The following is a 2,556-nucleotide window of genomic DNA, read 5'->3' as shown; positions in this document are numbered from 1 at the left end:
TGAACGCGAAGGGCGCGGGCCAGTTCGAGCACACGCTCATCATCGTGGAAGACGGCGCCGACCTGCACTTCATCGAGGGCTGTTCGGCACCGAAGTACAACGTGGCCAACCTGCACGCGGGCGCGGTCGAGCTGTTCGTGGGCAAGAACGCCAAGCTGCGCTATTCGACCATCGAGAACTGGTCGAAGAACATGTACAACCTGAACACCAAGCGCGCGGTGTGCGACGAGGGCGGCCAGATCGAGTGGGTTTCCGGCTCCTTCGGCAGCCACGTGGGCTACCTGTACCCGATGTCGATCCTGAAGGGGCGCAAGTCGCGCTGCACCTTCACCGGCATCACCTTCGCAGGCACCGGCCAAAACCTCGACACCGGCTGCAAGGTCGTCCTGGCGGCACCCGAGACGACGGCAGCCATCGAGACGAAGTCGATCTCGAAGGGCGGCGGCGTGTCGACGTTCCGCAGCTCGGTCGTGGCAACCCCTGCCGCCGAGAACTCGGTCGCGAGCGTGTCGTGCCAGTCGCTTATGCTGGACGACCACAGCCGCTCCGACACCATCCCCGCGATGGACATCCGCTGCAAGCACGTCGACGTGGGACACGAGGCAACCATCGGCCGTATCGGCGACGACAAGGTGTTCTACCTGATGAGCCGCGGTATTCCCGAAGAAGAGGCACGCACGATGATCGTGAACGGCTTCGCCGACCCGGTCTCGAAGGAACTGCCCCTAGAATACGCCGTGGAAATGAACAACCTCATCAAACTCGAAATGGAAGGGGCGATTGGATAATGAGCGCCCTCACTTTGAATCACGTGAACGCGATGCCTGCGGCGACGTGGCATCAGCTGCATATGAACGAGACGACCGTCGACATGCCCGAAGGACTCGAAGCTGCGCAATCCGCAATCGTCGAGGCCGACGAGGCACTTTTCGGGCCGCAAGACGCCTTTGAGACAGCCGTGGCAGCTGCTCAGGCCGAGCTCGACGCCGCAAACGCGAAGGCCGCGCCCGATACGCGCGCCATTCTGCAGGCGGTCCGTCCCGACGTCGACCCTCACGACCTGGACATTCCCGCGCTCTCCGTGTTCGAGAAGCGCGCCGTAAAAGAAGAGATGGCGCAAAGCATCGCCGACACCTTCGAGTGCGGATTGGGCGATGAGGCCACGGCCTACCTGGAGGAAGTCGGCGGCGCCCGCAATGGCCGCATCGTGCTTGCCACCAAGGCAGGTGCCACGGAAAGCGCCACCATCCGCCTCGGCGGCATCGACGGCAAGGCGAACGTGGCCTGCGTCGACATCGTGGCGGCGGAGAACTCCACCATCACGCTCAACGTCGCGTTCGACTCCCCCGAAGCTGGCACGGGCGTCATCAGCCTGTACACCCGCGTGTTCGCGGGCAAGAACGCACGGGTGAACGTGGCGACCATCCACACGCTCGGGCAAACCTGGATCGCCCTTGACGGCGAGGGATACATCGCCTGCGAGGATGCGCGCATCCAGGTGGACCACCGCGTGCTCGGCGCCGGGCAATCCTACACCGGACTTGCCTGTGACCTGCGCGGAGACCGTGCAGATGCCACCATCCGCACGCGCTATCTGGGACACGGCGACGAGCGCCGCGACTTTAACTACATCGTCCGCCATCGCGGCAAGAAGACCACCTGCAACCTCGACGCCAACGGCGTTCTGGCCGACAAATCGCGCAAGGTGCTGCGCGGCACGATCGACCTGGTGCACGGCTGCAAGGGCGCGGAAGGCACCGAGCGCGAAACGGTGCTCCTCGCCGATGAGAAGGTGGTCAACAAGACCATCCCCACCATCCTGTGCGACGAGGACGACGTGGCGGGCAACCACGGGGCCACGATTGGCCACGTGCGTCCCGAGCAGATGAACTACCTGATGACACGCGGCATTTCCCAAGAAGCTGCCGAGCGGCTGTTCGCGAACGCAACCCTTGAGGAGGCGGCCATCAACGCGCCGGACGCCCAGGTGCGCGCCTCGGTCGCGCGCCTTGCCGCCGAGCTGAACGTGCCCTTCGAGCTCGTGGGCGCAGACGATGAAGAGGCGATGTAACATGAGCCAGACCGATTCCCTTATCGCACGCGCTGCCGAACAAGCGGCCAGCGACACCACCGCTTGCGCGATCGCCGACGCGGCGCACGCAGCTGCCAGCTCCGCCACGGCGAGCGACATCGTATGCGCCGCCAACATTGCGGAGAACCCCTACAAGCGCGACTTCCCGCTTCTGGCGAACCATCCTGACCTGGCATTTTTGGACAGCGCCGCTACCGCGCAACGCCCCAAAACCGTGCTCGATGCGCAGCGTCGCTTCTACGAGGAAATGAACGCGAACGCGCTTCGCGGCCTGTACCGCCTGTCGGTCGAGGCCACCGAGGCCATCGAGGTGGCGCGCCATCGCGTCGCTAAGTTCATCGGTGCACCCGATTGGCACGACATCGTGCTCACGCGCAACGCGTCCGAATCGCTCAACATCGTGGCGAAGGCCTTCGCCCCCACCGTGCTTAAGCCCGGCGACGAAGTGTGCATCACCATCATGG

The 2,556-nt window shown here is 64.5% G+C and carries 3 protein-coding genes; all 3 read left to right on the top strand.

All coding sequences use genetic code 11. The features are described 5' to 3' along the window. On the top strand, nucleotides 1-788 hold a 788-nt coding region (gene sufB, locus Q0G85_RS10215; protein ID WP_297157663.1), incomplete at its 5' end, for a Fe-S cluster assembly protein SufB. Continuing rightward, nucleotides 788-2,071: a SufD family Fe-S cluster assembly protein gene (locus tag Q0G85_RS10210; protein WP_297157662.1), complete on the top strand. Its 1,284-nt coding sequence runs from the start codon at nucleotides 788-790 to the stop codon at nucleotides 2,069-2,071. The genes sufB and Q0G85_RS10210, both read left to right, overlap by 1 nt. A gap of 1 nt (nucleotide 2,072) precedes the next feature. Continuing rightward, on the top strand, nucleotides 2,073-2,556 hold a 484-nt coding region (locus Q0G85_RS10205; protein ID WP_297157659.1), incomplete at its 3' end, for an aminotransferase class V-fold PLP-dependent enzyme.

This window comes from uncultured Ellagibacter sp. (assembly GCF_934617235.1).
Classification (GTDB): Bacteria; Actinomycetota; Coriobacteriia; order Coriobacteriales; family Eggerthellaceae; genus Ellagibacter.
This window is presented reverse-complemented; position numbering and strand designations above follow the sequence as displayed.